Raw genomic sequence first — 21348 nt, forward strand, 5'->3', positions numbered from 1 at the left:
CAACTCTGCTACATGATAATGGCGATAATGAAAATATTATTCCGTGATCACTTGCACATAAAACAAATCATTCATTTTATGCGGATTGTCGAACAACCAATTCCACTGGAATGGTCTTTTGTACCGAGGGTTGTTCAAAGCGACGAATGCGATTTACCAGTAAATTTACCGCAGTTTGCGCCAAACAGTCGGTATCTTGCCGGATAGTCGTTAATTGGTAGGCGGCGTAGGTTGCCTGTGGGATATCATCGAAACCGATAACTCGCACCGGTTGCTGGGGCCGATGGCGGTGTAAATAATCCATTGCACCCATTGCCAGCATATCGGTGGCGCAAAATAATCCGTCGAGGTGAGGGCATTGTGCCAGCAAAGTGGCCGCCGCATCCCATCCAGCCTGATAACCGCCGCTGCCACAGAAAACGGTGCTGAGTTGCCGCCCATGGGCGGTTAATGCTTGCTCAAACCCCTGATGGCGCTGGCGGGTACTGAAGTTGTGGGCATTTTCACCAATAAACCCGACGGCCGTCACCCCCTGAGCTAACAGATGATGGGCCGCCAGGGTCGCACCTTGCGTATTATCACTGCAAACCTGGTCTGCTCCATCCAGTTCGGTCTGGCGATTGATCAAGGTGACAGGGATTTTTCTGGCAAGATACTCTTCGGCTAACGAGAGGGGTGGAGCGCCAGAGGTCAGGATCACCCCGGCCACATGGTAACTCAGTAACTCTCGTAGCTGAGGTTCCAATTGCCTGGGGTCATCGGCATTCATCAACAGCGGCATAAACCCTTGAATCGCCAGATGATGGGCCAATGGCGCCAGCAATTTACTGCGGAATGGGTTATCAAAACCCGCCGTCACTAATCCGATAAAATTACTGCTGCCGGTTATCATTGAGCGCGCAATAATATTGACCTGATAGCCAAGTTCTGTTGCCGCCGCCTGAACCCGCTGGCGTGTTTTTTCTGAAACAGAGGCTCCGGGCGTAAAGGTGCGTGAAACCGCGGAACGAGACACACCCGCCAGCCTGGCAACATCACTGGCAGTAACCCAACTGTTTTTTGCTTCGCTCATCTTACTGGCTCGGTATTGTTTTGCGGTGGGCGCTTGCGGCAAGTATACGTTTCTGTCGATGTTGAATCATTAGTATTTTCACGCTAAGACATTTAGATTATCAAAACAGTAAATCAGATTGCTGACACAGCCAACGGAAGGAAATACCGTGAATCAATCACAAGCGACAACTCATCTCTCGGCCGTTGAGGCAATAGAGAGGCTGGAGACATTATACGAAGCGGCGCTGAGCGCATTGCGTGATGCTATCAGCGCCTATATTCGCGATGGGGCTTTGCCTGATGTGGGTGACCGGGCGAAGGGCTTATTTTCATATCCACAGTTGAGTGTCAGTTGGGATGGCCAATTCCGCGATCATCAACGCACCAGGGCTTATGGCCGTTTTTCGCGCACCGGTCAATACAGCACCACAATCACCCGGCCAACACTATTCAAAGAATATCTGACTGAACAGCTAACATTACTCGAAAATGAGTACCATGCGGTGTTTGAAGTGACACCGTCACAACAAGAGATGCCGTATCCCTTTGTTATCGATGGCTCTGACCTGATTCTCGACCGCTCGATGACCGCAGGGCTGGCCCAGCATTTCCCGACCACCGATTTAGCTAAAATCGGTGATGGCATCACTGACGGTATTGATATTGCTGGCGCAGATTTCCCGCTATCGCATTTTGATGCGCTACGGACAGACTTTTCCCTGGCACGACTCAAGCATTACACCGGTACACCGGCAGAACATATTCAGCCCTATATTCTATTTACCAATTACAGCCGTTATGTTGATGAGTTTGTCAGTTGGGCCTGTCAGCAGATCCTGGATCCCTCCAGCCCTTATAAGGCGCTATCTTGCGCCGGTGGCAGTTACATCACCGCTGAAACTGCCGAGCCAGAGAAGACAACATCCGATTTGGCATGGAAAAAATACCAAATGCCGGCCTATCATTTAATCGCAGAAAGCGGGCATGGCATCACGTTGGTGAATATTGGCGTCGGCCCCTCGAATGCCAAAACCATTTGTGACCATCTGGCGGTAATGCGGCCACACGCATGGCTGATGATCGGGCATTGCGGCGGTTTACGTGAAAGCCAGGCGATTGGCGATTATGTATTGGCTCATGCTTATTTGCGTGATGACCATGTGCTGGATGCGGTGCTGCCACCGGATATTCCGATCCCCAGTATTGCTGAAGTTCAACGGGCATTATATGACGCCACCAAAGCGGTGAGTGGTATGCCGGGAGTTGAAGTCAAACAACGGCTGCGTACCGGAACGGTGGTCACTTCCGACGATCGTAACTGGGAGCTGCGTTTCTCGGCCTCTGCACTGCGTTTTAGCTTAAGTCGTGCGGTGGCGGTTGATATGGAAAGTGCCACGATTGCGGCGCAAGGGTACCGATTCAGGGTGCCTTACGGCACATTACTGTGTGTGTCAGATAAACCGTTGCATGGTGAGATCAAGCTGCCGGGGCAGGCGAATCATTTCTATGAAGGTGCTATTTCCGAGCACTTGCAGATTGGTATTCGGGCCATAGATTTGCTGCGCGCGGAGGGTGACCAACTGCATTCGCGCAAATTACGCACCTTTAACGAGCCACCGTTCCGTTAATATCCCCTAAATCGCGGGCAAGATATCTTGCGATATTTTGCTCGTTATTCACTCGCCACCATCTTAATAAAGTTATCTCGCGCCAGATCCGCAATAGCACTATTCCAGGCGATGCCCACTTGCCAACTGAGATTATTGCCACTGAGTGACATGATATTCATGCCAGGCGGCGCAATATGCACCACACTTTGCGGTAATAATGCAACGCCGATACCAGCAATCACCAGCGCCAGTATGGTCTGAATATCTTCAACTTCTTGCATCGTGGGCGCATACCATTGGTTTGATTGCAAAAATAGATCGGTTTGTGCATTGAGTCCATGCCCACGCTCCGTATATAAACGCAGCAGTGGCAGGTATTTTAGCCACTCATCGGGGGCGTGTGTTTTATTTTGTGGCGTCACCAGCACCAGGCGGTCTTCAAATAAAGGATAAAAATCCAATACCGCGGTGGGGGGAGCACGCACAAAGCCTATTTGCAGTTCACCACGCGCTAATAACGCATATTGTTGCGCCGAGGGAATATCTTCCAGAGTGATAGAAATAGCGGGGAATCGCTGGCGGAATTGGGCGATACACTGTGGCGCGGTATAGAAAGTTGATAAGCCAAACCCTATCGCAATAAACCCTTCAATACCCTGAGCAACGCGGGCGGCAGACTGCAAAAAGAACTCGGATTGACTGACCGTTTTCTCCGCCTGTGCGAGTAATTGTTGCCCACTGCGTGTCAACGCCGCGCCATGTCGCCCGCGGCTGAATAAGTGAATATTCAGCATTGATTCCAACAGGTTAATCTGCTTGGTCAGTGCCGGTTGCGTCACGCACAGGGCTTGGGCGGCATCGCCATAGTTGCCTTTTTGCGCGAGCATCACAAAGGCTTTCAGCAACTTTATATTCACTTATTCATTCCTGTTGGTAATCAAAAAAGGAAAATCATTCATTATAAAGTTATCAATAGCGCTGCTGTAATACCAGTCATGAAAATCAGCAATAGATATCCTTGGAGGATAATGTGACTGAATTACCATTAATCACCGCAGCAACGGTACAATTCCAGCATCAGGCCAACAATAAGCAATACAACCTATTGGTTATTGAACGATTTATTGAGCAGGCGGCGCTGAAAAACATCAAAATATTGGCTTTCCCAGAGATGTGCATTACGGGATATTGGCATGTGCCTAAATTGACGGCAGCGCAAGTGACCGCTTTGGCTGAGCCGATTGAAAGCAGCCCATCGCTTGCCTTGGTGCGGGCTTTGGCGCTGAAACATCAGATGCTGATTGGTGTCGGCCTGATAGAGCAGGGGAACGACGGGCGACTCTATAATGCTTATGTTGCCTGCATGCCTGATGGGTCGCTGCACACGCACCGCAAACTGCATGCTTTTGAACACCCAGCTATCAGCAGCGGTGATTCTTATACGGTTTTTGATACGCCATGGGGCGTCAAAGTCGGCATTCTTATCTGCTGGGATAACAATTTGGTGGAAAATGTGCGCGCAACCACCTTGCTTGGCGCTGATATATTACTAGCACCGCATCAAACCGGTGGAACACATTCACGCAGCCCATATGGTATGAAGCCCATTCCACTCGATCTCTGGCAGCAACGCGCGGAAAGGACAGCGGAAATGACGGCGGCTATTCGCGGTGTAAATGGTCGGGAATGGTTAATGCGTTGGTTACCGGCCCGTGCACATGATAATGGCCTGTTTATTCTATTCAGTAATGGGATTGGCGCGGATGATGATGAAGTTCGTACCGGTAATGCCATGATACTGGACCCCTATGGCCGTATCATCAATGAAACCTGGCAAGCCGCCGATGTGATGGTCAGTGCTGAATTAGATCTGTCGTTAATCCCACTTAGCACGGGGCGGCGCTGGATTTATGGCCGTCGGCCCGAAATGTATTCTATTTTAACTCAACGGCAAGGTTATGAGCGGGATGCCATTTCAGCCCGTTTTTCCACTGACATTCCTGACGTGAAAAAACCATAAATTCGCCAACAGCAGGGGCAGGGAAACCAGCCTACCGGCGGACGCCAGTACCAATACTGATACTCGAGATGCCGCTTGAGCCGCCACTCACCCCAACATGGCCAGTATTGGCACAGGCGACCAGTAATAGCGTGAGCATCACGAGGGTTAATGTTTTCATTTGCAGCCCTTGGTTAGATAAATATTAGCAATTCAGACTGCTGACAAAGCCAACTGAAGGGGAATCGTGCCGTTGGGGTCGTAGTGGCGTAAGCCACCGGAGTGCCCCTAGGTGCGGTAAACCCTTCACTCACCGAGCTATCAGCAACTCGTAACTATGTCATTAATCTCAGCTTGCATCATATCATTCAGTATATAACTAAAGCGTATGGGAATCGGTGGTTTCATTTTGCTGACAGCGGAATAGGTCGTGCGGGAAATTATAAACAGCGGAAATGTATAGTCGTAACGGGCTGATTCAACCTGATTGGTGACAGTATCTGTTTAATAATCAGATCAATAGTTTCGCTCCCAATCAAGAGAATCGCTTATGCACTTTACTCAAGCCATTGCCAGACTTCCTGCTGACACCTGTGGTAGCGGTCAGACAACATCCCAATTGGGCGCGCCAGATATTGCCGCCACCGGGCAACAATTTCTGGCTTATGTCGATACTTTGCTGCGACTTGGCCTGAAAGTGACCATCTTACCGGCGGCTCCGGCCTTCCCGGATGCGCATTTTGTCGAAGATACGGCGGTGGTAATGCCGGAACTGGCAGTGATAACTCACCCCGGCGCGCCAAGTCGCCAGGGCGAAGTGGACACCATTGAGCCACTGTTTACCGATCGCCCGGTTTTTCGCATGAGTCATCAGGGGCATCTTGATGGCGGTGATGTGTTATTAGTCGATAAACAGTTCTTTATCGGGCTGACGTCGCGCACCGATAAAGCGGGCATTAGCGAGTTCACTGCTGCGGTCGGGCGCTATGGTTATCAAGTGACCGCCATTGAAGTGAGCGCCGGTCTGCACCTGAAATCCATTGTGAACTACGTGGGCCGCAACACCTTGTTGCTAACCGAAGATTACCAACACCATCCGGCCTTTGCTGGCTTTAACACTATTGTGATTAGCGACGCGGAGTCTTACGCCGGTAATACCTTATGGATCAACGATACACTGATTACTCCGCAAGGTTATCCTGCTACCTTGGCGCAAATTGAAAAGCTGGGGATGCCTATTATCCAGCTTGATACCAGTGAATTTAAAAAAATGGATGGCGGCTTGACCTGCCTCTCACTTCGTTTCTGATCTTTGCCAACATCGGGATTTTAATAATGAAAAAGACATTCGCTGCATTATTGACTGGCTTGATACTTTCCGCTCCCGTAGCGGCTCAGACGATAGAAACGATCAGCTTTGGTGTGGACGGCGGATACCCACCGTTTGATGTGCTGGCCCCCAGCGGCGAGATCACCGGCTTTGATATTGATATCGCCAATGCATTATGTGACAACCTGCATGCCAAATGTGTGTTCGTCAAACAACCTTTTGAAAGCATGATTGCGGCGCTGAATGCGCGCAAGTTCGACGCCATTATTGCCTCGCTGAGTATTACTGATGAGCGCAAAAAAGAAGTCGATTTCACCGATCGCTATTACCGCAGTGCGGCGCAATTAGTGGCACGTAAAGGCAGCCCATTGTCACCTGATGTTGCCAGCCTGAAAGGGAAAACAGTTGGGGTGCAGACCGGATCCATTCATGAAACTTACGCCAAAAAACATTGGGGTGGGCAAGGGGTCAAAATTGTCTCTTACGCCAATCAGGATAATGTCTATCTGGATCTGATGTCAGGGCGGATCAACGCCTCGTTGCAAGATAATATTCAGGCCGCCAGCAGCTTTATTGATACGCCACGCGGGCAGAAATTTGCTTTTGCCGGGCCGGTTATTCAAGACGAAACCATCTCATCTGATGTGGGTATCGCCGTCGGTAAAGATAACCCGGCGTTGCGCGATGCACTGAATCGGGCCATAACAGCGATTCGTGCTGATGGCACTTACGACGCCATTCAGAAAAAGTATTTTAGTTTCGATATTTACGGCGAGTGATTTTTTGCCGTGACTTTTACCACCACCGGCCCGGTGGTGGTTTGTTAGCTTTGGGAGGTCGCTAATGGTCGCAGACTATTTGCCGTTACTGGCACAGGGGGCGGGCTTATCACTGTGCGTGATGCTGTTGTCACTGGCCGTGGCACTGGCACTCGGCCTGATCAATGCGGTTATCAAGCTGTTTGGCCCGCGCTGGCTACGTTGGATCTCTACCGGTTACACCACATTAGTACGCGGTATTCCCGAACTGGTGATTATGCTGCTGCTGTTTTTTGGTGGCGAAATGCTGGTGAATGGTTTTCTTGGCCTGCTGGGATTGGGGCCGGTTCGCTTCAATACTTTTGTTTCCGGTGTGCTGGCAATCGGCATTGTATTTGGTGCGTATTATACCGAAACCTTCCGTGGTGCTTTTCAAACCGTGGATCGCGGTCAGTTGGAAGCCGCGGTGGCTTACGGCATGCGTCCCGGACAAGTGTTTCGGCGGATTATGCTGCCGCAAATGCTCAGCTTTGCTATTCCCGGTATCAATAATAACTGGCTCGGTTTGATGAAAGCCTCGGCTTTGATCTCGATTTTGGGCCTGGAAGATATGGTATGGCTGGCCGAGCAGGCAGGGCGCGCAACACAAAAACCTTTCCTGTTCTACTTCCTGGTGGCGATGATTTATATGGTGATTACCGCGCTATCCAGTTGGGGCTTTAGCCTGTTGGCGCGGCGCTATGCACTGTCAACCTCAACGGCGGCGAGGGCGCGCTCATGAATCTGCAAACCATCATGGAAGCAGTGCCGACATTCCTCTATAGCGACGGTTCGGATATGACCGGTCTGGCGGTGACGGCCAAGTTATTTTTGCTGTCAGTCGTGCCCGGTTTACTGCTGGCGCTGCTGATGGCTGTCGGGCAAACATTCGGCCCACGCCCGCTGGCCTGGTTGATTCGCAGTGTGACTTATTTCTTTCGTAGCACGCCACTCTATCTGCAACTCATGCTCATCTACTATGGCCTGTCGCAGTTTGACATGGTGCAGTTGGGCTGGCAGGACGACCAACCCTTTTGGCTGCTGTTCCGGGATGCCACTTTCTGCGCCACACTGGCGTTGGTGCTCAATACCAGCGCTTATGTTGCGGAGCTATTGGCGGGCATGATGGTGACTTTCCCGCGTCAGGAGTGGGTGGCTGGCGAAGCCTTTGGGATGAGTCAGTGGCAAATCATTCGCCGTTTGGTATTACCGGCGACATTACGCCGTGGTATTCCGGCGTTGAATAACGAAATGGTGTTCTTGCTGCATGCCACCTCTCTGGCCAGTACCGTCACATTGCTTGATATCACCGGCGTGGCACGAGCTTTCTATGCCGCCACTTATTCGCCGTTTATTCCATTTCTGATGGCGGCTGCGCTGTATTTGCTGTGTACCTTTATGTTGATTTTCTTGTTTTCACGCGCGGAACGGCGCTGGTTGGCCTTTGCCCGCCACGATTAAATCCAGCGGGCAATCCAGCTTTAAGTATTTTTAACAGCTTTAAGCACGTTTGATGGCTTGTAACTCGGTGATAGTGACGATTTTATCGACGCGGAATTTTTTGCTGGTGAGCCAGGTGTCGGCCAGGAGTCGGTAGTGTTCCATGTTGCGGCAACCAATGCGCACCAGAAAATCAAAACTGCCGCCGACCAGCCAGCAATCCAGCACTTCTGGCGTTTTACGCACTTCTTGCTCGAAGGCTGCTTGAGAGTGCCCATGGTCAGCTAAGGCGATTTGTGCCTGGATAACAAAAGCATGCTCAGGTTCCGGTAGCTCAATAATCGCACTGTAACCCCGGATAATACCGGCGCGCTCCAACAGCCGAACGCGCTCCAGACAGGGGCGGGCGGTCAAATTGACCTGCTCGGACAACTTCTGATAAGAGATGCGGCCATCCTGGCTCAGGATTTCAAGGATTTTTTTGTCAATTCGGTCAAGCCGGGGTTTCTTTTCCACAGATAGGACGTCCAATGAAAATCAATAACCATAAGTTACCTGAACATGCCCTGAGTGGGCAGCGTCAATTAACCAGTTTTCATTTCGGCCAGCCGGGTGTGGGCGAGAAAATCTACCTACAGGCGGGCCTACATGCCGATGAACTGCCCGGAATGCTGGTATTACATTATCTTAAAAGATTGCTGAGTCAGGCGGAACGGCGCGGAGAAATTCAGAGTGAAATAATTATTGTGCCAATAGCCAACCCGCCAGGTATGGCACAAGTGCTGTTAAACAGTGGAATAGGCCGTTTTGATTTGGTCAGTGGCCGCAATTTTAATCGTGATTTCCCTGATTTGGCTAAATTAGTACAGCAGCGGCTGGCGGCGGCGGCATTAAGCGAAAAAGAGACGACGCCGCAACAGATACGCCGCGCGATGGTTGATGCATTACAGGATTTGCCCGCGCTCAGTGAAGTGGATGCTTTGCGCCAACATTTGCTCATGCTGGCCTGTGACGCGGATTTGGTGCTGGATTTGCATTGCGATGACCGCGCTATTTTACATCTGTATGCCGATCCGGCCTGGCGAGCAGCAGTGGGTGTGCTCGCGCGGTTTTTGCATATCGACACCGTGCTACTGTCACAAGACAGCGGTGGCGGTTCGTTTGATGAAGCCTGTGGCTTGCCGTGGCATCGGCTAGCTGCACATTATCCTAACCTGGCCCCGGCCTGTATGGCCGTGACGGTGGAATTACGTGGGCAACAGGATGTCAGTCACCCGCTGGCCAGCGCGGATGCCGAGCGTATTTATCAATATTTACAACATCGTGGCGCGATTGCGGGGGTTGTTCCTGAAATTCCGCAGCGAGAGGTGGTGATGTTGCCTTTTTCCGCCGGGGAAATCGTCAATGCGCCCGCCAGTGGTTTGCTATTGCTATTGCGTCAGCCGGGCGAATGGGTGACAAAGGATGAAGTTGTCGCTGAAATAATTGATCCGATTACTGATACGGTTAAAGCGGTGCGAGCCAAAGCAGGCGGGATTATCTATGCCAGCAGGCGTGCTCCGTTTGTGACCTTGGGGGCTGAAGTGATGAAAATTGCCGGGAAAACCCCCTACGCAGGTGGCGGAGGGTTAGCGTCCTAAGTGTTACAGGCTTAACTCGCGTAGCAGCGAAAATGCCTGTTGGGTATGTTCTTCACTGACCACAAATCTACTCGCTCAAAACGACTGCGGGGGACGGCTATGTTTATGCTCTCATTGAACATCAAAGTTCCCCTGACAAGCATATGGCTTTTCGCCTGATGCGCTACGCTATTGCCGCCATGCAGAGCCACTTGGAAGCGGGAAACGACCAGTTGCCGCTGGTCATTCCCATGTTGTTCTATCATGGCATGGTCACGCCGTATCCGTATCCCATGAGTTGGTTACAAGCGTTCAGCGTACCCACACTTGCCGGACAGCTATATGGCGGTAACTTTCCGTTGATTGATGTGACCGTTATCCCCGATAACGAAATCATGACCCATCGACGCATTGCTCTGCTGGAACTGTTGCAAAAACATATTCGCCAGCGTGATTTGGCTGAATTATTGGATCAACTGGTCATGCTGATAGCAAGCGGTTACACTACAGAAGATCAGCTAAAAGCGGCGATAAATTACATCATACAGGTTGGCGAAACAAAAAGGCGAAGCCAGAGGTGAAGCCAGAGGTGAAGCCAGGGGCGAGAAGAATGCCACTCTGAAAATTGCCCGAACTATGTTAGCCAATGGTCTTGACCGTGCCACAGTAATGAAAATGACCGGTCTAAGCGATAAAGAACTGGCACAAATTTGCCATTAAGTTGCTAGCTAAATCCCTACTTTTAACAGGCGATGTTGCCTTAAATGTCGTCTGTTTGCGCTGTTGATTACCCCTTTCCCTTTTTATTTCTTACTCTTTGTTACCTCATCCATCATTAACGCATCACTACGATAACCCTCTATTTTTACAGAAAAAATGTTTGTCCTAAAATGATGCTGGTTGATTGCACAGCAGAACTTCGTTGGGCTATAGTCACGCCGCAGCGGCAAAATCCGCTGTCGGGTTTGGAACCTCGGAAATTACCAAAGCGCACGACCGTAGACACGGCTATTATGTGCGGGCACAGTTACACCTGTAATATGCAAGAAACGGTGAACTGGGTGGGGGCATCGCAAGATGCGCTGGGTTCTTTGGTAACCGGTAGTTCCAACCTCGCTCAGTTCACCACCCATAAAGAGATTGGAACCTCAAGGTGGTGATTAGTCCCCCTACCAAAGAGGTAGTCATCATGGATTCGACGACTAAGTGCCTTCCACTATCTATCTGTAATAACTTCATTTTTTACCCACTAATATCACTACCAGCCCCTCTGCTGCCGGAGGTGCGCTATGTACGATGACACCCCTGCGACGTAGAAGAACTTATTGACCACTGTCGTGCGCTGATTTACGCCATTGTCACCCTAGATCGCGCCGATGCTAAAGAGGTTCTTTCTCTTATTTTGTGTTTTGTGGCAACAAATTGAGGCATTACGCAGTACTTATCTGCGGGATAGTGAGGAGCCGCTCGAAGTGGCCTGGACCTCATAAAACAACAATAGGTCACTACTGGAACGGATTTATTGACGGTGAACCTATCTGTAATTTGATAAATCACAATGCTTGCCATGATATCACTTTATGATATCATGGCGGGGCTTTGGCGAGCAAAAAAGGCATAAATTAAGGACAATAATGTGATTAAATTGAACGCTAAGCATTACAAAACGCTACGAACTATTTTTGCCACACCGACATCAACAAATTTAGAGTGGCGCAAAATTGAATCTCTATTCATAGCGTTGGGCGCAATAGCTACAGAAGGGAGTGGTTCACGAGTTCGCTTTGAAATTAATAAGATAGTTGCTTCATTTCATCGGCCACATCCCGACAAGGAAGCGAAAGCCTACCAAGTGCGTGATGCCAAAACATTTCTTGAAGCTGTAGGAGTGGTACCATGAATACAATGACATACAAAAATTATGCCGCAAAAATTGAATACAGCGATGAAGATCAATGTTTGATTGGTCATATTGCTGGTATTCGCGACGTTATCGGTTTTCATGCAGATAATGTAGCTGATTTACGTATCGCCTTTGAAGAAGCTGTAGATGACTATCTGAGCTATTGCGCTGAGCAAGGCCGTGAACCGCAGCGCCCAGCCAGTGGCAAAATTAGCTTACGCATACCGCCAGAAATTCATTCAGCAATCAATATTGCTGCGGAAGTTTCAGGGAAAAGTACCAATCAGTGGATCAGTGAGACACTTGCGAAAGCAGCACACTGTTAATTACCGTTCCTTATTGTCATTAATGCTTATAGCAACAATGAGGAAGATATTCATCCCGCTAAACGTTTATCAGCGATCTGCTGGCTAGGGCAGAAGAGAGGGTAAAAATTGAATGAGCTGATGCCGAAATCGGAACATATTTTCTCGATTGTATTTTTTGGCGGGTTCGTTATAATTTAGCCGGCTAAATAAAATGATGCGAACCCGATGAATTATAATGCAAGAGTCCTGCCGACCCGTGAAGCTATGGCCCGCGTGCAGCAGCAAGAGAACCTCGGAACCGATGTTTCTGGTGTAGATTTAGTCCTCAATCTGATCACCACAGCCGATTTAATACGTTCAAATATTTATGATCGGCTGGCGCAAGACTATGACATTTCTGAAGGTAAATTCATTTTATTGATGTCACTTTATGGTGAAGGTGAGACTGCCGCCAGTGAACTGGCGTCGCGGATTGGGGTTGCTCCCGCCACCGTTTCGGTGATGGTCAAGCGGATGCTGTCAGCCGCCGAACCTTTAATCACCATGACGCGAACCCATGCCGATGGTCGCTCCCGCTTGATCGCCTTAAGCCCCGCTGGCCGCCGAGTAATTAAACAGGCGTTACCCGGTCACTTAAATGCTATTAACTCTTTTGCCGACGTTCTGAATGACCAGGAGCGCGAGTCTCTGATTCTTATGCTGCAAAAATTGTTACGTAAAAAACCATAACTATCCGGGCTTAAGATGTAAGCCTTCAGACTGATGACAAAGTTAACTGAAGGGGAATAGTGCCGTTGGGGTCTCTCTTTGTTTCAAATACAAGGGCGTAAGCCACCGGAGTGCCCCGAGGTGCGGTAAACCCTTCATTCACCGTGCTATCAACAGCTTTGTCATTGACCTTTAGGTTTATAGGCATAAACCTTTTTTTTAACCACATACTTAGTCGGCTAAATAAATTGAATTCACCACAAAATAACGCATTCAAACCTATGGTAAAAACAGCAGTGATCTTTTTGGGACTACTGCTTGTGGGATCCAGTCTCATCTATTTCGGCTCAAGAAATGATGCCGTCTCGGTGGCGAAAAGTATCAAATCAGGGGTATTAACGGCTGATGAAATCAATATTGCATTTGAAAATGTAGGCGGAAAACTCATCAGCCGTCAGGTTCAGGAATCTCAGCAGGTGAAAAAGGGGGACGTCCTGATGGTGCTGGATGGAGTCGATACCGACATTGCCATTGAGCGTCTTAAGGCAGTTATTCGTTCTCAGGAAGCATTGATTCGTCAGGAGGAGTCGGCTATTCGTATCGCCAGCAATGAAACCACATTAACCGAGGTTTCATCCTGGCGTAAAATTGAAGAAATTCAGGCGACATTGAGCGCGGCCCGTGCCAGTGAAAATCTGGCGCGCACGGATTTTAATCGCATTGCCAAGTTGCATACTAGCGGCAGTGTTTCGCAATCGATGCTGGATAATGCTAACAGCAGTTTAACCACAACCCATGCTGCAGTGATACAAGCCGAGCGCCAATTGGCTTCAGCGATGATTGGCACGACACCAGCACAAATGAAAAATCTGTCAGAAAAAGAGAGTGCGCAGGGCATGACGCTACAGTCAATTGCCAACTCACGCGAATCTATCAAAAACCGCCAAAACATTCTCGATCAGTTGCTGGCTCAATTAGATCAATCTCATGCAGAACTCAGGCAACTTGAAGTCAATCGTCAACGGCTGACACTGACGGCACCTGAGAGAGGTAAAGTTTTAAAACTCCTTTATCAATCCGGTGAAATGATCCCGGCAGGCGCACCGGCGGTGTTGTTAGAAACCGATCGCAAATACGTGGATATCTACGTTAATGAAAATATGGTTACCGCCTATCAGCCCGGAACCACCGTCACCGCACAGGTTCCGGCGCTTGATAGTCAGGTTAGTGGCGTGGTGCGATTTGCCAGCGCAGCACCCTCGTTCGCTGATCTGCGCATGACGCGGGAACGGGGCCAGGCGGATTTAACCTCTTATCAAGTACGTATCTATACCGAAGATAAACCACAGTTACTGAGCGGGATGACACTTGAGGTAGATGATGCAGAACATCGTTAAGTCTATGCTGGATGAAGTCGGTGCCATGATGTCCGGTCATGTTATCCCTTACCACAAAGTCGCTATTGTGGTTGCGGCGGTTATTGCATTACTTTTCTCACTGGTGTTTTCTCACTCGACCGTATTTGAAGGCAAGATTGCGGTGATTGATCTGGATGCTTCTAATTATTCGACGGCGCTCATTCAAAAGATAAATACATCGCCCTATATTGAAGTCACACAAGTATTACGCTCTCCGATGAATCCGGAAATATTGACTGCACATGATCGGAATATTGGGGTGCTCTATATTCCCAAAGGACTGGAAAAAAGTCTGAAAACCGGTGACAGAACAGTACGCCTAGGCTACTTTGCCGATCATAGCAACTCGGCACAAAATGCGGAGGTACTGCAAAATCTGAATGAATATATTCCAGAACTGGGTGCGGAAATTGGCGCAGAGCACATCGCCGCGTTAGGATTGGGGCGCGCGGGAACAGAGGCGGTGTTAAGCCCGATGCAGCTTAAAAACCGCCATCTGTTTAACCCGACTAATACCGCCACTAACTCAACCAGTATCGCTTTTGTCTATTTTTTCTCGTCACTGTTTTATGGGCTGGCGACACTGATGGTGGTTGGTCGATTGAAAGTGACCGGAGCCTGGGATCAAGCGGTGTTTAACCGGGGGCCGTTAGCGCTGATGTGCCGCATGGTGCCTTATGCCTTCTTTTATACCACCGGCATTACTGTGGTGAGTGCGCTGCTGGTGACTTTTGGTCAACTCAGATTTGAGGGTAATTATTTTGCCTATCTGCCCACCATATTTATGACCGGATTAGCCTTTGGTTGGCTGGCATTGATTCTATCGTGGTCAACGCAAAATCCGGGAGAAGGGGCCAGTTTGATGACATTTCTGGTGCCGCCGGGTTTTATTCTCGGCGGAGCGACGATGGCGGTGGGTTTTTTGCCGCTCTGGGCTTACTACATCAGCTATGCTTTCCCGCTGGTGTGGCAATATCGATTTTATCGTGACTTTGCCATGCGCGGGCAAACGCTGGCGCAGATGCTGCCAACCTATGGTGCCTATCTGATCTTTTTGACCGCGATTGCGTCAGTGGTGACACTGCTCTATTACCGCACCAAAAAACAGATCGCAGTTGGATAAATAAGCGCCCTCAATACTTGGGAGATCAGGCTTGAGGGCGATGTATATTACTTTATCAGTCGGTCAAAATCTGAAGCATCATGGCGTTCAGCTAACTGCTCTTCTGGCGCTCCCCAGGTTTTATTGACGATACGGCCGCGCTGAACAGCAGGGCGCTGACCAATGGTTTCGGTCCAACGTATCAGGTGAGTATAGGATTTCACATCCAGGAATTCACCCGCTTCATATTGCAAGCCCAGCACCAGATTGCCGTACCACGGCCAGATAGCAATATCCGCAATGGAATACTCATCACCGGCGATATATTCATGGGTTGCGAGCTGTGTATTGAGCAAATCGAGCTGGCGTTTGGCTTCCATGGTGAATCTGTCGATGGCGTATTCAATTTTCACTGGCGCATAGTGATAAAAATGGCCGAAACCGCCGCCCAAATAAGGGGCCGCACCTTGCAGCCAGAATAGCCAATTGAGCGCTTCGGTTCTGGCAGCAGGGGATTTTGGCAAGAAATGACCGAATTTATCCGCCAAATACAGCAGAATAGCACCAGACTCAAAAACCCTGATTGGCGGGGTGGTTGAATAGTCCATCAAGGCCGGAATTTTTGAATTTGGATTGACGGCAACAAAACCACTTGAGAACTGATCACCTTCACCGATACGAATCAGATGGGCATCATATTCCGCACCTTTCTCACCTAAAGCCAACAACTCTTCCAACAAAATGGTGACCTTCTGACCATTCGGCGTGCCCATGGAATACAACTGCAATGGGTGTTTGCCCACCGGCAGGTCAGCTTCATATCGGGCACCGGCAGTCGGGCGATTGATTTTCGACCATACACCACCGCTGGCATTGTTTTCTGTCCAGACTTTGGGTGGTTGATATTCGTTATCTTTCATCGTGAATGACCTTATTTGAGAATGAAGACGAACTTAATAATACTCATAATGATTATGCCTCAATCATAAAGAATAACAGGGATAATATTTCTGTCATTCCGGCTCCCTATAGTGAAGTTGCTTTTTACCTTTGGGCAATAAAAATAATTAGGGAACTTAACATGCAGATGAAAAAATTCAGATTGGCATTGCTGGCCAGTAGCATCGCGTTCAGTACCTCGTTGTGGGCACAGGCCGTTGAAGTGCCAGCAACACTGGCCGGGCATGCGGTTTTGCCAGTGAAATCAACGGTTGCAGCGCCTGCTGATGCGCCGACTGATTTACAACAAAGTGGCAAATACACCAGTAGTCAACGCGTAAGTACATTGGGCGCAGTCGCCGGTAAATCTGCCGATCGCCCAACAGGAATCGGTTTGCCAATCACCGGCCAGCCACTGCAAGGCCATTCTGGAATAAAACACATGCCCGATGGCACCTATTGGGTGCTGACCGACAATGGATTTGGTAGCAAAGCTAACTCACCGGACGCCATGCTGTATCTCAATCACTATGATATTGATTTCAAAAATGGCAGTGTCACGCCACTGCAAACCCTGTTCTTGCACGATCCTGATAAAAAAGTACCTTTCCATATCACCAATGAAAGTACTGATAAACGCTATCTGACCGGTAGTGATTTTGACCCCGAAAGCTTCCAGTTTGCCGATGATGCACTATGGATTGGTGATGAATTCGGTCCTTATCTGATTAAGGCCGATTTGAACGGAAAAGTGTTAGCGGTATTTGAAACTCAGGTTGATGGTAAAGTAGTAAAATCACCTGATAATCCAACAGTTACGTTGCCAGGCGCTCCGGATGGTAAACAGAATTTTCAAGTGGCGCGCTCAAAAGGATTTGAAGGGATGGCGGTGTCAGCGGATGGCAGCAAGCTGTATCCCATGTTAGAAGGTGCGCTGTGGAATGGTGAAAAATTTGAAGATATTGATGGCAAACGCTACCTGCGCGTGTTGGAGTTTGATGTTAAAAATCAGGCGTGGACAGGGCGCAGTTGGCAATATGTGCTGGAAGATAACCAAAATGCCATTGGTGATTTCAATATGATTGATGCGAAGCATGGATTAGTGATTGAACGCGACAACGGTGAAGGGACAGCGGATAAAGCCTGTGCAGCAGGGGCTGCGACCGATAAGTGTTTTAGCCAGATAGCCAAGTTCAAGCGTGTCTACAAAATCGCCTTTTCTGATGAAAACGTCGGCAAACCAGTAGAAAAAGTTTCATATATTGATCTGCTCAATATTAAAGATCCACAGAACCTGGCACGTAAACCGCTAAATAATGGTGTGCTGACATTCCCATTCTTTACCATTGAAAACGTTGATGTGGTAGATGCGAACCATATCATTGTTGGTAACGATAATAATTTCCCATTCTCCTCCAGCCGTCAGCCTAATGAGGCGGATGATAATGAGTTTATCCTGTTGGATGTAAAAGAGTTATTGAGCCAGTAGCTGACTCAATTCTTCCTGACAAGCCCGTATAGAGCGGGCTTTTACTCTTGAGTATCATGCTTCATACAGCACTTTTGATGCTTCTTTGACTTGCCGTTCAAGGATATTAAGTGTCTTGGATAATACATTTTCTTGCTCTTTGAACCACTTATCTTTGTCAGGCAGAGAAGTGGCCAACCGCCATGACTCTTCACTTTCCAGTGTTTTCAGTTCATGTAATATCGCATCAATTTGTTTTCTAACTTCATCTATTTTACGCCGCAACCGCTCAAGATCATCAATAAGATCGCTGGCCATCAATGGCTCCAGCCCTTGTTTTAAACTCTCCAGCAGCGCATGAATAGCGGGGAAGTCACCGCGTTGGCGGGCTTGATTGAGCTGAACCATTAATTGATGAGCTTTTTCTTTTAACTCATCAGCCACCAAATCCGGGTGGCAGAGCCGGCTGGCTTGCCGCCACAAGCGGTTAAGTTCCTGCCGTTGCTCAGCAGAGTGTTTGCTATCATTATCAAGTCGCTGCTCGGCATCCGTTTGTTTTTCTTGATAACTTTCATATTTCTCTTTAGCGTCTTCGCGTGCCTTGCGCGTTGATTCGGTATTGCGGGTACAAAAGGTGTTTTCCAACTCTTTAATTTCAGCCAGTAATGCGCTAATTAATTCAGCCTGTTGCTGAATTCGGTTTCTTATCTCAATAGATTCGCTGGAAACAGAAGGGAGCGCCAGCCAACGTAGTTTTAATGCAGCAAGTTCATCTATCGCCTGAGATATGTATTGCTGACAGTTGCGATAATCGCGTTCTCGGCGACGGGCTTCTGCCTCCGCTTTACGCAAGACGCTTTCCGCCAACTGCTTGCGCAGATTAAGGATTTGCTTGGTCAATGGGCCGAGACGCACCAGATAGAGATCGTTGAAATCATCCAGTAACTGAATACGCTCATTACGTTTATCAATTAACTCGCTTAGCTGCTCCTCCAGGGCTTTTAGTTCGAGTTTGCAAGCCGCCAATTCAACATCTTGCCACTGCGTCACCCCGTGCTTGCTACTCAACCATGCGGCAATAGCCTCCAGAGCTTGAGTGAATTTTCCCTGTTCCAGCGCGCTGACGATAAAAACCAGTACGGCATCCTGAGTCTCACCTTTTAGATAAGGGAGTTGGTTACGAATAATGTCGTCATCTTCAAGCTCAATAGCGCTTTTGATGATCTCCAGCCGTTTAATGAGTTTTTTCATAAATATAGGATTTGCTGATCGCCTAGACAGAATAGCTACATACTAAACAACGGCTCCACATTGTTCCAGATGAATGAGGCGTGATTTGGTCTGGATGCTCAGATAGTTGAGTGGGCCTGTGCGATAAATCACATTCAATGGCGTGGTGACAAAGCCAGATTTGCGGAAATATTGAAATAGCGTTTTAAAAAAAGTAAGATCCAGCATTGAGTTAACTAAAATTATACAATGGCTAAAAGTTGCCAAGATGAATAATCGAAAAGAGTGTAGTAGCGCGGACCCATCTTCCCGACATCTGTTTCATTACGCCCCCTTTAGGAACTTATTTTTTGCCCGACTGCTCACGGTATTAGGTAATGGCATTGCCCCTATTGCATTGGCTTTTGCTGTCTTGGATATTGGCGGCTCCGCCACCGATTTAGGTTTAGTTGTTGCAGCGCGATCTATTTTCAATGTGGCTTTCTTATTGATTGGTGGAGTACTGGCGGATCGCTATTCCCGAAGTCTTGTGTTGTTATCTTCCTCTACCATTGCGGCCTTATCTCAGGCGGTGGTTGCCTGGTTGGTACTGGATGGCAGCGCAACCATCATAGGATTAGCTGTACTGGGAACGATTAATGGCGCGGCGGCGGGCATCGCATTACCCGCCTCTTCGGCTATGGTTCCACAAACGGTCCCTGCATTTCACCTCAGGGCGGCGAACGCTTTTATTCAAGTGGGTATCTATGCCGGCACGATAATTGGCGCTTCATTGGGCGGCATTCTGACCAGCACTATCGGGCCGGGATGGGGCCTGGCGGTTGATGCTTTGGGATTTGCCGCCGCCGCACCGCTATATTTCTTCATTCGTGTTAATTCAACCTTGTCTCTGGCATCGAACACCAACATCTTGCAAGATCTGCGTGATGGTTGGAAAGAGTTCATTGCACGTTCATGGGTTTGGGCTATCGTCGCCCAGTTCACTATTATCAATGCGGCTTTCAGTGGTGTAGTGATGATCCTTGGCCCGATCATTGCCGATACTTCATTTGGCAGGGCAGGTTGGGGCGTTATCGTTGCCGCACAAAGCGTGGGTTTGATTGTAGGATCATTTATTGCTCTGCGCTGGCGTCCACGGCGCGACCTCTTTATTGGTGTCATCTTGGTTTCACTTTGCGCTGTGCCAATCCTTCTTCTTAGTCTGGTTTCCTCGACATTCATCTTGATGGGGGGATTTTTTGTTGCAGGGCTGGGTTTTGGACAATTCGGCGTAGTTTGGGCCAATTCGCTACAAACGCATATTCCCGCCGATAAACTCGCGCGCGTTTATGCCTATGATGCGATGGGGTCATTTGTGGCGATCCCGGTGGGAGAACTGGCAGCAGGGCCGCTGGCTATGCATTACGGTAATTCAACGGTTTTGTTGGCCGCCGCTGTTGCTGTAGTAATAGCAACCATCGCAGCCAGTTTTACTCCAGCGATTAGGCAGCTTGATAATGTGTCCAAGGTAAAAGCCAGCATTGCAGGATAAAAAGTATCCGTGTATCACAATGCATAAATATCAACCCGCACGCAGCGGACTTTTTTTTACCTGTTGAGTATGGTACAACGTTACGAGATATGTACATGTACAGGTGGTTAAGATGACTAGTATCAGTTATACAGCAGCTAGAAATAATTTAGCCAAGGTATTATTAGAAGCTCAGAAGCAGCCAGTAGAAGTCACGCGCCGTGGGCAGAGTGAGGTCTATATTATCAGCAAAGCTGATTATGAAGAGCTGATGAAAGCAAAGGTAAAGGCGCATATTCAATTTAAGCACGCTGAAACCATCAAAGCGCTTGCGGATAGATGATATTTTTAACGGCGAATGATATCGCAGAGTTTAACGCCGAGATTATCCCTAACGGCAGGCCAGATAATAGTAAGATTGAGGCTATAGCAAGTCGTGTATTAAACGCACATCATTATGATAGCGTGAATGATGTGTATCAGTTGGCGGCTATCTATTTAATTGCAATTGGTCGGGGTCACATTTTTCTTGATGGGAACAAGCGCACTGCATTTCAAAGCATGGCGTTATTTCTTGGTATCAATGGCGTAGACTTACGTGCAAGTCATCAACTGGAAGAATTAACCGTCGAAGCCGCACAAGGGAAAATCGGTATTGAACAGATAGTGAAACAGTTACGAGAACTTACCGAATGATAGGCCCGCATAAGTGCGGGCTTTTTTGTGCCTGTCGTTTGGTGAAATCTGACGGACAATCATACTGCCAGTGCTACAGATTTCACGTAGCGTCACCGGTTGAAATAAGGGGAGGGACTTTAATGGGCCGTTTTAACTATTGGTAGTGATGCGGGATAGGGTTTGCTATATCATAAATGCAATTTAACATAATATACATTATGCGCACCAAGATAAGA

22 protein-coding genes and 2 pseudogenes are annotated in these 21348 nt (G+C 48.6%); 18 read left to right on the top strand and 6 right to left on the bottom strand.

Annotated features, from left to right (window positions below):
* Positions 1-76 precede the first annotated feature (76 nt).
* The gene (locus HU019_RS12620) at positions 77-1072 is read right to left on the bottom strand and encodes a LacI family DNA-binding transcriptional regulator (RefSeq protein ID WP_174847650.1); all 996 of its coding nucleotides are present in this window, start codon (positions 1070-1072) and stop codon (positions 77-79) included.
* A gap of 148 nt (positions 1073-1220) precedes the next feature.
* Between HU019_RS12620 and HU019_RS12625 the strand changes: the two genes are divergently transcribed.
* Positions 1221-2681: an AMP nucleosidase gene (locus HU019_RS12625; RefSeq protein ID WP_174847649.1), complete on the top strand. Its 1461-nt coding sequence runs from the start codon at positions 1221-1223 to the stop codon at positions 2679-2681.
* 44 nt (positions 2682-2725) lie between these two features.
* Here the strand turns inward: HU019_RS12625 and HU019_RS12630 are convergent, their stop codons facing one another.
* Complete coding sequence (locus tag HU019_RS12630; RefSeq protein WP_174847648.1) at positions 2726-3580, bottom strand: LysR family transcriptional regulator; 855 nt, start codon at positions 3578-3580, stop codon at positions 2726-2728.
* A 113-nt stretch (positions 3581-3693) separates the two neighbouring features.
* Here HU019_RS12630 and HU019_RS12635 point away from each other — a divergent pair, with 113 nt between their 5' ends.
* Positions 3694-4683, top strand: coding sequence for a nitrilase family protein (locus tag HU019_RS12635; protein WP_174847647.1), 990 nt, complete (start codon positions 3694-3696; stop codon positions 4681-4683).
* 31 nt (positions 4684-4714) lie between these two features.
* On the opposite strand, the gene HU019_RS20405 is transcribed toward HU019_RS12635, so the two are convergent.
* Positions 4715-4843 carry a hypothetical protein gene (locus HU019_RS20405; RefSeq protein ID WP_258018744.1) on the bottom strand — a complete coding sequence of 43 codons (129 nt, stop codon included), beginning with the start codon at positions 4841-4843 and terminating at the stop codon, positions 4715-4717.
* Positions 4844-5212: 369 nt separating this feature from the next.
* On the opposite strand from HU019_RS20405, the gene HU019_RS12640 reads away from it, so the two are divergent.
* The 4 genes from HU019_RS12640 to HU019_RS12655 all read left to right on the top strand — a co-directional run bounded on the left by HU019_RS12640 (position 5213) and on the right by HU019_RS12655 (position 8250).
* Positions 5213-5971 carry a dimethylarginine dimethylaminohydrolase family protein gene (locus tag HU019_RS12640; RefSeq protein WP_174847646.1) on the top strand — a complete coding sequence of 253 codons (759 nt, stop codon included), beginning with the start codon at positions 5213-5215 and terminating at the stop codon, positions 5969-5971.
* Between the two features lie 26 nt (positions 5972-5997).
* Entirely contained in the window at positions 5998-6771 is a 774-nt protein-coding gene (locus HU019_RS12645) for an ABC transporter substrate-binding protein (RefSeq protein WP_174847645.1), read from the top strand.
* Between the two features lie 64 nt (positions 6772-6835).
* Positions 6836-7531 (top strand): ABC transporter permease, encoded by a 696-nt coding sequence (locus HU019_RS12650; RefSeq protein ID WP_050078064.1) that lies wholly within the window; start codon positions 6836-6838, stop codon positions 7529-7531.
* Complete coding sequence (locus tag HU019_RS12655; protein ID WP_174847644.1) at positions 7528-8250, top strand: ABC transporter permease; 723 nt, start codon at positions 7528-7530, stop codon at positions 8248-8250. The genes HU019_RS12650 and HU019_RS12655 overlap by 4 nt, the downstream gene beginning before the upstream one ends.
* A gap of 39 nt (positions 8251-8289) precedes the next feature.
* Here HU019_RS12655 and HU019_RS12660 read toward each other — a convergent pair whose 3' ends face one another.
* The gene (locus tag HU019_RS12660) at positions 8290-8745 is read right to left on the bottom strand and encodes an Lrp/AsnC family transcriptional regulator (RefSeq protein ID WP_005165550.1); all 456 of its coding nucleotides are present in this window, start codon (positions 8743-8745) and stop codon (positions 8290-8292) included.
* 14 nt (positions 8746-8759) lie between these two features.
* On the opposite strand from HU019_RS12660, the gene HU019_RS12665 reads away from it, so the two are divergent.
* The 8 genes and pseudogenes from HU019_RS12665 (at position 8760) to HU019_RS12695 (ending at position 15308) form a co-directional block, all read left to right on the top strand.
* Positions 8760-9869, top strand: a complete 1110-nt coding sequence (locus HU019_RS12665; protein ID WP_174847643.1) for a succinylglutamate desuccinylase/aspartoacylase family protein — start codon at positions 8760-8762, stop codon at positions 9867-9869.
* Positions 9870-9934: 65 nt separating this feature from the next.
* Positions 9935-10568 (top strand): annotated as a pseudogene (locus tag HU019_RS12670) (Rpn family recombination-promoting nuclease/putative transposase); the annotation flags it as partial.
* 569 nt (positions 10569-11137) lie between these two features.
* Positions 11138-11338: pseudogene (locus HU019_RS20315) on the top strand (hypothetical protein).
* A gap of 146 nt (positions 11339-11484) precedes the next feature.
* The gene (locus HU019_RS12675) at positions 11485-11748 is read left to right on the top strand and encodes a type II toxin-antitoxin system HicA family toxin (protein WP_080357937.1); all 264 of its coding nucleotides are present in this window, start codon (positions 11485-11487) and stop codon (positions 11746-11748) included.
* On the top strand, positions 11745-12077 hold the full coding sequence (locus tag HU019_RS12680) for a type II toxin-antitoxin system HicB family antitoxin (protein WP_174847642.1): 333 nt from the start codon (positions 11745-11747) through the stop codon (positions 12075-12077). Before HU019_RS12675 ends, HU019_RS12680 begins: the two co-directional genes overlap by 4 nt.
* A gap of 207 nt (positions 12078-12284) precedes the next feature.
* Positions 12285-12788, top strand: coding sequence for a MarR family winged helix-turn-helix transcriptional regulator (locus tag HU019_RS12685; RefSeq protein ID WP_174847641.1), 504 nt, complete (start codon positions 12285-12287; stop codon positions 12786-12788).
* A 347-nt stretch (positions 12789-13135) separates the two neighbouring features.
* Positions 13136-14164 carry an HlyD family secretion protein gene (locus HU019_RS12690; RefSeq protein ID WP_174847742.1) on the top strand — a complete coding sequence of 343 codons (1029 nt, stop codon included), beginning with the start codon at positions 13136-13138 and terminating at the stop codon, positions 14162-14164.
* Positions 14148-15308, top strand: a complete 1161-nt coding sequence (locus HU019_RS12695) for an ABC transporter permease (protein WP_174847741.1) — start codon at positions 14148-14150, stop codon at positions 15306-15308. Before HU019_RS12690 ends, HU019_RS12695 begins: the two co-directional genes overlap by 17 nt.
* Before the next feature lie 47 nt (positions 15309-15355).
* Here the strand turns inward: HU019_RS12695 and yghU are convergent, their stop codons facing one another.
* Positions 15356-16207, bottom strand: coding sequence for a glutathione-dependent disulfide-bond oxidoreductase (yghU, locus tag HU019_RS12700; RefSeq protein ID WP_174847640.1), 852 nt, complete (start codon positions 16205-16207; stop codon positions 15356-15358).
* A 161-nt stretch (positions 16208-16368) separates the two neighbouring features.
* Between yghU and HU019_RS12705 the strand changes: the two genes are divergently transcribed.
* Positions 16369-17715, top strand: coding sequence for an esterase-like activity of phytase family protein (locus tag HU019_RS12705; protein ID WP_174847639.1), 1347 nt, complete (start codon positions 16369-16371; stop codon positions 17713-17715).
* Between the two features lie 54 nt (positions 17716-17769).
* Here HU019_RS12705 and HU019_RS12710 read toward each other — a convergent pair whose 3' ends face one another.
* The gene (locus HU019_RS12710; protein ID WP_174847638.1) at positions 17770-18945 is read right to left on the bottom strand and encodes a DNA repair protein; all 1176 of its coding nucleotides are present in this window, start codon (positions 18943-18945) and stop codon (positions 17770-17772) included.
* A gap of 247 nt (positions 18946-19192) precedes the next feature.
* On the opposite strand from HU019_RS12710, the gene HU019_RS12715 reads away from it, so the two are divergent.
* The 3 genes from HU019_RS12715 to HU019_RS12725 all read left to right on the top strand — a co-directional run bounded on the left by HU019_RS12715 (position 19193) and on the right by HU019_RS12725 (position 21130).
* Positions 19193-20455, top strand: a complete 1263-nt coding sequence (locus tag HU019_RS12715) for an MFS transporter (protein WP_174847637.1) — start codon at positions 19193-19195, stop codon at positions 20453-20455.
* Between the two features lie 112 nt (positions 20456-20567).
* Entirely contained in the window at positions 20568-20777 is a 210-nt protein-coding gene (locus HU019_RS12720; RefSeq protein ID WP_174847636.1) for a type II toxin-antitoxin system Phd/YefM family antitoxin, read from the top strand.
* Positions 20774-21130, top strand: a complete 357-nt coding sequence (locus HU019_RS12725; protein ID WP_174847635.1) for a type II toxin-antitoxin system death-on-curing family toxin — start codon at positions 20774-20776, stop codon at positions 21128-21130. The genes HU019_RS12720 and HU019_RS12725 overlap by 4 nt, the downstream gene beginning before the upstream one ends.
* The last annotated feature ends 218 nt before the right edge of the window (positions 21131-21348 follow it).

The sequence above is a fragment of the Yersinia artesiana genome (assembly GCF_902726545.1).
In the GTDB taxonomy this organism is placed as follows: Bacteria; Pseudomonadota; Gammaproteobacteria; order Enterobacterales; family Enterobacteriaceae; genus Yersinia; species Yersinia artesiana.

Bases quoted from the DNA above. Each gene is read 5' to 3' on its own strand.
- HU019_RS12725 (WP_174847635.1), top strand. From the start codon at position 20,774: ATGATATTTTTAACGGCGAATGATATCGCAGAGTTTAACGCCGAGATT.
- HU019_RS12715 (WP_174847637.1), top strand. From the start codon at position 19,193: ATGAATAATCGAAAAGAGTGTAGTAGCGCGGACCCATCTTCCCGACAT.
- HU019_RS12620 (WP_174847650.1), bottom strand. From the start codon at position 1,072: ATGAGCGAAGCAAAAAACAGTTGGGTTACTGCCAGTGATGTTGCCAGG.
- HU019_RS12685 (WP_174847641.1), top strand. From the start codon at position 12,285: ATGAATTATAATGCAAGAGTCCTGCCGACCCGTGAAGCTATGGCCCGC.
- HU019_RS12705 (WP_174847639.1), top strand. From the start codon at position 16,369: ATGCAGATGAAAAAATTCAGATTGGCATTGCTGGCCAGTAGCATCGCG.
- HU019_RS12650 (WP_050078064.1), top strand. From the start codon at position 6,836: ATGGTCGCAGACTATTTGCCGTTACTGGCACAGGGGGCGGGCTTATCA.
- HU019_RS12695 (WP_174847741.1), top strand. From the start codon at position 14,148: ATGCAGAACATCGTTAAGTCTATGCTGGATGAAGTCGGTGCCATGATG.
- HU019_RS12680 (WP_174847642.1), top strand. From the start codon at position 11,745: ATGAATACAATGACATACAAAAATTATGCCGCAAAAATTGAATACAGC.
- HU019_RS12665 (WP_174847643.1), top strand. From the start codon at position 8,760: ATGAAAATCAATAACCATAAGTTACCTGAACATGCCCTGAGTGGGCAG.
- yghU (WP_174847640.1), bottom strand. From the start codon at position 16,207: ATGAAAGATAACGAATATCAACCACCCAAAGTCTGGACAGAAAACAAT.
- HU019_RS12645 (WP_174847645.1), top strand. From the start codon at position 5,998: ATGAAAAAGACATTCGCTGCATTATTGACTGGCTTGATACTTTCCGCT.
- HU019_RS12720 (WP_174847636.1), top strand. From the start codon at position 20,568: ATGACTAGTATCAGTTATACAGCAGCTAGAAATAATTTAGCCAAGGTA.
- HU019_RS12710 (WP_174847638.1), bottom strand. From the start codon at position 18,945: ATGAAAAAACTCATTAAACGGCTGGAGATCATCAAAAGCGCTATTGAG.
- HU019_RS12640 (WP_174847646.1), top strand. From the start codon at position 5,213: ATGCACTTTACTCAAGCCATTGCCAGACTTCCTGCTGACACCTGTGGT.
- HU019_RS12655 (WP_174847644.1), top strand. From the start codon at position 7,528: ATGAATCTGCAAACCATCATGGAAGCAGTGCCGACATTCCTCTATAGC.
- HU019_RS20405 (WP_258018744.1), bottom strand. From the start codon at position 4,843: ATGAAAACATTAACCCTCGTGATGCTCACGCTATTACTGGTCGCCTGT.